General features: G+C 66.4%; 5 protein-coding genes. 1 reads left to right on the top strand and 4 read right to left on the bottom strand.

Translation table 11 applies throughout. The features are described 5' to 3' along the window. Positions 1-525: 525 nt before the first annotated feature. The gene (gene flbT / locus ACQR0U_RS30680) at positions 526-951 is read left to right on the top strand and encodes a flagellar biosynthesis repressor FlbT (protein WP_315715996.1); all 426 of its coding nucleotides are present in this window, start codon (positions 526-528) and stop codon (positions 949-951) included. Between the two features lie 174 nt (positions 952-1,125). Here flbT and ACQR0U_RS30675 read toward each other — a convergent pair whose 3' ends face one another. The 4 genes from ACQR0U_RS30675 to ACQR0U_RS30660 all read right to left on the bottom strand — a co-directional run bounded on the left by ACQR0U_RS30675 (position 1,126) and on the right by ACQR0U_RS30660 (position 7,398). Then, complete coding sequence (locus ACQR0U_RS30675) at positions 1,126-2,676, bottom strand: flagellin (protein WP_315715995.1); 1,551 nt, start codon at positions 2,674-2,676, stop codon at positions 1,126-1,128. A 345-nt stretch (positions 2,677-3,021) separates the two neighbouring features. Next, positions 3,022-4,458: a pyridoxal phosphate-dependent decarboxylase family protein gene (locus tag ACQR0U_RS30670; protein WP_434844074.1), complete on the bottom strand. Its 1,437-nt coding sequence runs from the start codon at positions 4,456-4,458 to the stop codon at positions 3,022-3,024. 68 nt (positions 4,459-4,526) lie between these two features. Further along, positions 4,527-5,717, bottom strand: a complete 1,191-nt coding sequence (locus tag ACQR0U_RS30665; protein WP_315753289.1) for an ATP-grasp domain-containing protein — start codon at positions 5,715-5,717, stop codon at positions 4,527-4,529. A gap of 52 nt (positions 5,718-5,769) precedes the next feature. Then, positions 5,770-7,398: a hypothetical protein gene (locus tag ACQR0U_RS30660; RefSeq protein WP_434844073.1), complete on the bottom strand. Its 1,629-nt coding sequence runs from the start codon at positions 7,396-7,398 to the stop codon at positions 5,770-5,772. Positions 7,399-7,407: the final 9 nt, after the last annotated feature.

The raw sequence follows: 7,407 nt of genomic DNA, 5'->3' as shown, positions 1-7,407 counted from the left end.
TTGGTCGGATTGTCGAGCGCCGAGTTGACCTTCTTGCCCGTGGAGAGATTGTTCTGGGTGGTGGCGAGGAGCTGAGCTGTCGACTGAAGCGAGAGCAGATTCTGACGCACCGACGCCGAGAGAACAATACCTGACATTTTCATACCCTTCTGGTGTGAAACAAACGGCCCGATCCATTCAGGATCAAGGCGAAGCCCGTCGGTGACTGCACCACCGGGCGACGGGCGTTAAGGTAAATGCGAGCGGCTAACAAACAGTGAAGTCACGACCGCTCGCGGTCCCCGATGCGTGGCATCGGCACGGCCGCGCATCGGCGATTCGCCGCGGATCACCTTGAAAACACCGCATATTCGCCAGGCGGGCGCGGCCGTTTACCGTCCGTTAACCATGATCGGAAAGGATTGCTGCGCACCGACCGATCGAGCGCGCAGACTCCCCGCGCGATCTAGACTGGCAGCTGGACCCGTCATCGGCCTCGACGCAGCAGGTTCGGCGCCACGCCGATTGCGGCAACGGAGAATGAGAATGGCCCTGAAAGTCGAACTGAAGCCGCATGAGCGCATCATCATCGGCTCCTGCGTGATCACCAACACCGATCAGCGCGCGCGCCTCCTGATCGACGGCGAGAACATTCCGATCCTGCGCGAGAAGGACATCCTGACGCCGGAGACGGCCGACACGCCGGCCAAGCTCGTCTATCTTGCGGTCCAGCTGATGTACATCTCGCCGGGGGCAGACGCGGATCACGGCACCTATTTCAACCTGCTGCGCGACATCATCACCACGGTGCCGAGCGCCTGGCCGATCATCGAGGCGATCAACGGTCATATCCTCAACGGCGATCTCTACCAGGCGCTGAAGGAAGCCAAGAAGCTCGTCGCCTACGAGAAGAAGCTGATCGAGCAGGCTGAAGCCGAACAGCAGGACAAGCCGGTGAGCTCGGCGGCCTGAGCTTTCGTCTCCTCACCCGACATCGAAAGGCCCGGCTCGCCAGTCGCGAGGCCGGGCTTTCCTATTTTTGCGCGCTCGCCAAGCTACGCCGCAGCAATGTCGGACCTTTCCTCCGATAAAAAAGCGGCGGGGTTTCCCCCGCCGCCTTGATCGTCGAGATGCGATGCTTGTGGATCAGCGCAGCAGCTGCAGCACGCTCGCCTGCGACTGGTTGGCGAGCGACAGCGCGGACACCGCGATCGACTGGCGGGTCGACAGCGCCTGGCTGTTGGCCGCTTCCTCGTTGGTGTCGGCCAGCGTCAGATTCGACGAGCCGGTCTGCAGCACGTTGATCAGGTTCTTGTTGAAGTCCTGACGAACCTGCACCACCGACAGGTTCGAACCCAGCGTCGAGGCCTCGTTGCGCAGCGTGGAGCTGGCAGTGGTGAGCACGCCGATGACCTTGTTCGCCGAGTTGTTGTCGAGGAAGTCGGTGCCCGAGGTCAGGGTCGTCAGCCCGAGCCCCGCGGAGTTGAAGGTCACGCCGGTGATCGACAGCGTCGACTTGCCGTTTTCGTTGAAGGTCAGCTTCAGCGTATCGCCGTTCAGCAGGTTGACACCGTTGAACGACGCATCGCTCGCGGTCGTATTGATCTGCGCCAGCACGTTGTTGTACTGCGAGACCAAGCTCGCGCGCTGCGTCTGCGCGGTCACGTCCGCCACCGGAGCCGCCGCCGTCAGACCGTTGAAGGCCTGGCTGGATGCAGCCGACGTACCGCCGATCGCGCCGATCGTGGCGGACGCCGCGTCGTTGGTCGTGCTGAGGGTGATCTTGCCGGTCGACGAATCGATCGAGGCCTGCAGGTTGTTGGCTGCGAGCTTCGCGTTGAGATCGTTCAGCGACTTGACCTGTCCTGTCCCTAGACCGAACGTGATGCTTGTCGCCGTGCCACCTCCTGTGGCGCCGACCGTCAAGGTCTGACCTGACAAGCCGTCGCCGACAGCAGTCAGCCCGAGCTTGCCCAAGGTGCCGGTGCTGCCCGAGAGCGTCAATCCCGCCGCCGGCGGCGTCAGGGTGATCGCACCCGCGGTGATCGACGCGGTCACGCCGGTCTGGGTCTGGATCGCCGACAGCAGGTTGCTGACGCTGTCGCCGATGCCGATGTTGGTGCCCGTCGAGGACGTGCCGGTGATGAAGGTGAAGGTGGTGCCGTTGACGACCAGCGTCTCACCGGAGGTGATGCCGGAGGCGAGGTTGTTCGACGCGGTGCCTGCCGTGCCCGACAGCTTGGTCGAGCCGGTGATCGCCACCGCGCTCGAGGTATTGTCGTTGTTCACGACCGAGCCGGTCACAGCCGTCGAGCTGGAGCCGAGCAGGTCGGTGGCGGTCGCCCCGGTCAGAGCCGCCGAGGTCACGCTCGACTTGGTGGAGTAGCCCACCGCGCTCTGCAGAACCTGGTTGGCGATCGACTTGGCGCTGTCGACGAGCTTCTGCAGCGAGGTGATGCCGGTGTTGGCGGCCTGCAGCACCTGCACGCCGTTGCCGATGCCGTCGAGCAGATTGGAGATGTCGGAAGCGCGGTTGTCGAGACCCTGGGCGGTGAAGAAGTTGGTCGGATTGTCGAGCGCCGAGTTGACCTTCTTGCCCGTGGAGAGATTGTTCTGGGTGGTGGCGAGGAGCTGAGCCGTCGACTGAAGCGACAGCAAATTCTGGCGCACCGACGCCGAGAGGACGATACCTGACATTTTCATACCCTTCTGGTGTGAAATAAACCCCGATCCCTTCGAGATCGGGGTGCAGCCCAGGTCGATTTGAACGACCCCGGACGACGGGCGTCACGGTGAATGGCAGTGGCTAACAAACGCTGAAGGGTTGTGGTGCGCAGCCGCCTCAATCAGCGGAACAGGCGCATCGGCGCGGCTCATTGCCGCGTCATCGCGCAAGAACGCCCTTTGAAAAGGCTCGTTGATTCAACAAACGCGCCCGTCGTTCACAACGCGTCAACCACCTTTGGAAAGGTTTCGACGCGCGGCGACATTCTGCCGGCGGTCGTCATCAACCAGCGGACGACGCCGAGATGCGATTTGCGCTCAGAGCGCCAGCGGCGGCGCATCGACCTCGATCAACGGCGTGAGACCGGCCGCGCGCTGGCGGCCGAACATGAGGACCGCCGCAATCAGCCGGTCGATGTCGCTCGTCCCGGTGCGATGATTGACGATCGCGGCACGGATCGCCAGCCGTCCGTCGAGCATCGTGGTCGACGGCGCGGCGAGGCCGGATTCGTGGATGTCGGCGACGATCTCGCCGTTGAGTGCATCGGCATCGTCGGCACGATAGCGGAAGCAGACGATGTTGAGATTGACCGGCGCCAGCAGCTCGAGCTCGGGCTCGGCGCGCACCCGCGCCTCCAGATGGCGCGCGAGCTCGCAGCTTCGCGCGATCACGGCGCCGAGCGCATCCGTGCCGAACGTCCTCAGCGTGAACCATGTCTTCAACGCCCGGAAGCCGCGCGACAGATCAGGACCGAGATCGCAGGGCCACTCGGCGCCCGCCGCGAGACCACGGGTTTCCCGGCGCAGATAGGCGGCCGGCGAGGCGAAGGCGTCGCGATGCTTGGTGCCATCGCGCACCAGCAGGAAGCCCGCATCGTAGGGCACCTGCCCCCATTTGTGAAAATCCAGCGCAATCGAATCCGCCTGTTCGATGCCGGCGAGCTTCGGTGCGAGCTCCGCTGACAGCATCGCAAGCGCACCGAAGGCGCCGTCGACGTGAAACCAGAGCCCCTCGGCACGGCAGAGCTCGGAAATATCAGCGAGGTCGTCGATGGCGCCGATATCGACGGTGCCCGCCGAGGCGACGACGAGAAACGGATGCAGTCCCGCGGCGCGATCGCGCGCGATCGCGGTCCGCAGCTCGCCGACGTCGATGCGATGTGCGGCATCCACCGCGATGCAGCCGAGCGCGTCGCTGCCCAGTCCGCAGATGTCCATCGCCTTGGCGATGCAGCCATGCGCCGCCTTCGACGTGTAGGCGCGCAAGCGCCGCCCCTCCTCACCGAGACCCGCCGAGCGAACCGCCGCGCCGAGCGCGTTGCGGCGAGCGACCAGCACCGCCATCAGGTTGGCCATCGAGGTGCCGGTGACGAAGATGCCGCTGGCGCTTGCCGGAAAGCCGAACAACTGACGCGTCCAGTCGACGACCTGCCGCTCGACCTCGATCGGCGCGTGGTCGCGGCCGCCGAGATTGGCGTTCAATCCGGCAGCCAGCATCTCGGCGAGCATGCCGACCACGGTGCCGCCGCCATGCACCCAGCCCATGAATCCAGGATGCACGTTGCCGGTCGCGTAGGGAACGACGAGCTCGCTGAAATCGCGATAGACCTCGGCGAGATCGGTCGACGCATGCGGCAGCGCGCTGCGGAAGCTCTGACGTGTCGCCGGCGACATCGGCTGCCACACCGGCCGGTCGCGGATATCGGCGACATAGTCGATCATGTCATCGAGCATGCGATGACCGAGCGCGCGCATCTCGTCCCAATGTCGCGGATCGAGCGTCTCCGCCGTCCGCGACGCAGGATCGATGCGCAGCCCGGCGGTCACGCCGCCTGCTCCGCCCGCGACGCGGCGCGCTTCTCGATCATGGCCGCGAAGGCCGCGAAGATCTTCTGCATCTGCGGCGGCTTGTAGGGGAAGACCTCCGGCGAATCCATGTTGTGGACGACGGCCGTATTGTCGGCCTCGAACACCAGCAGCGTGCCGTCCCTGGTCTCGGCGCAGTCGATGATGAAATAGTCGAGACCGACGCGCGCGGCGATCGCATCGAGCACGCTGCGATGACGGCGGCCGAAGCCGATGTCGAAGGTCTGCATGAAGGTCGCCTCTTCGAGGCGCTTGCTCTCGCTGCCGGCCATGTTGGCGTTGAGGTACCAGATGTCCCAGCGTCGCGCGATCGCCATGTGGCAGGCGTAGGCCGTGCCGTCGACGAACACGATGCGGTACTTGCGGAACTGACCGTCCTCGCTGGCATAGTCGACGAAGCGCGAGACGAAGAACTCCTGCTCGCTGCGCTCGTCGAGATAGAGCGACAGCTCGAGCGGCTCGTCGACCTTCTCCAGGCCGACGCCGGCATGCGAACCGCGCGGCCGCACGATGACCGGGAAGACGAGCGAGTGGTCGACGTCCGTGATCCATTCGCGCTCGTCGGCGATCCCGATCAGGCGCTCGCGGTCGACGGGAATGGTCGCCGGAATGGTGAGCCCGTCGATGCCGGCGAGCCGCGCATGCAGCTTGTCGCGATCGAGATGCCAGATCCGCTCCGGCGGATTCAGCAGCGGACGCGGCCAGCGCGCCGCGACGGCATCGATCTCGCGCAGCGCGTGCTGACAATCCTCGGAATCGGACGCGATGACGATGGCGACGTCATGAGCGGGCAAAGGCGCCAGCAGGTCCGCGCCCGGAACGACATAGAGCAGCAGCAGCTCGAAGTCGGTGTCCTCGAGCAGGAATTCGATCGGCGTGTTGCTGCCCATGTCGGTGGCCGCCGCGAGCGCGAGCACGCGCAGCCGCGGCGTCGCGCTGTTGCAGGCAACGCGGTAGAGCTGCTGCGACTGCAGAACGTCGTGCTGGATCGCGAGCCCGGAGGATTTCTCGCCGATGAGCTGCGCGATCAGCGCGAGATCGAGCCCCTCGCCCGGCTCCGCGCGGCCGTCGAGCAGCTTGGCGAGCAAGGCGGCCCACATCGGTTTCAGGTCCTGGCCGTCGAAGGCGGCCTTGGCGAGCTTGGCCATGCCGATCCGGTCGGCACATCCTGCGTCGGTGGCGTCGGCCAGCGCGAGCAAATCAGTCGGCATTGCAGATGTCCCTGAGATCCTGGCTGCTCAGATCCGATACGAGCAGCTCTGTTTTGGCAACGATGTCGGCGACGCGGTCGATGTCGGATTCGAGATTGACCCGGGCCGCGGTGACGTCGTCGCACCATGCGTCCGTCACCTGGCGCGCGCCGATGCACAGCCGCAGCGCGGCCGACGGCGCCTCGCCCGCGCGTTCGATCCGCACCGGCTGGCCGATCAGGCACTGGCGTGCGGCAATCTCGGCTGCGCGTCCAGTGAAGCGGCTGCCGAGATCGCGCTGCAGCGCGCGATACACCGCCTGCGTCTCACCGAGGCCGAGCGGGCCGCCGTCACGCTGGAGCGCGAACGGGAAGATGGTGGGAAAGCCGAACTCGCCATCGCTCCCATCCGGCGCAGGCGCGCGGGCGGCGATCGGACGCAGCACCGGCGACAGCATCAGCAGGCTTTCGATGGCCTCGCCGAGCTGCCGGATCGCCATCCGGCGGAACGTCTCGGGCACGGCGTGATACGCGGCGATCTCCTCCAGCGCGGCCTCCCAGCGCAGCCATTGGCCGATATTGGCGCGCGGCGCCGTGCGCGCGCGCAGATCCGTCCAGGCGAGCGGCCAATCGCTGCGATTGACATAGTCGAACAGGCCGGGCGCGATCGGATGTCCGCGGCGCAGCGCAGCCGATGCGGCCGCGGGCACCAGCAGCGCGCCGCTGAAGGCGGGGCCGCCGAAGAACTTCGAGCCCGTGACGAGCACCAGATGGCCGCGTTCGAGATGATCGCGCAGCCGCGCCGCGCCGAGCCGCATCTGGCAGGCATCGACGACAACCTGCACGCGCCCCGGCCAGCGCCGCGCCACCTCGTCCAGGCAGGCCATGTCCGGCGCGCGCCAGCCGAGCTTGGAGGAATCCATGACCTGCAGCAGGACGCCACGGCCCCTTCGCACCAGCGCCTCGACGCTGTCGAGCACCTCGGCATCGATAGCAACGCGCGGCTGCATCGATGCGCCTTCGAGCAGCGGCAGCGACACGGCGTCGCCCGAGAGCCCCTCGATCGGCGTGTTCGTCCGCACCGCCAGACCGTTCGCCGTCCGCGTGCTGAAATGGTGTCCCCGGGCGCTCGCGGCGGTGCCGCTTCCGGTCTGGTCGCTGCCGACGACGATGCTCGTGACGGCCTCGCCCAGCACCGCCCGCACCAGCGCCAGCGCATGCAGTTGCGAGTCGGTGCCGGACGGCGAGAACACGATGTCGATCTCGTCGGCAAGGCCGAGATATCCGCGCAATTCGCAGCGCATCTCCTCGGTGCGCCGGTCGAGCGCGGCGTCGAGGCCGAGCGAGATCGCCGCATGCATCAGCTGCTCGCGCGCCAGCTCGACGCGCGCATAGGCGCGTTCTGAAATCGGCGAAGCCGTGCTCGATGCGAAGCACAGCACATCGGGTTCGGGCGACGGCCCGCAGCCATAGACGTTGCGGCCCCAGGGGCGATCGAGCGCCAGGCGGGTATCGCCGCCATCGATCAGGAGATCGCCGAGCAAGGCAAAGAGATCGCGCAGTCCGGTCGCGGCGCCCTGCTCGCGCCGGTCGATCCGGGATGATTGGGATATCTGCGACCGGGTTACCGCCGGGGTCATCGCGCGGAT

This window comes from Bradyrhizobium sp. HKCCYLRH3097 (assembly GCF_051167875.1).
Taxonomy (GTDB): Bacteria; Pseudomonadota; Alphaproteobacteria; order Rhizobiales; family Xanthobacteraceae; genus Bradyrhizobium.
This window is presented reverse-complemented; position numbering and strand designations above follow the sequence as displayed.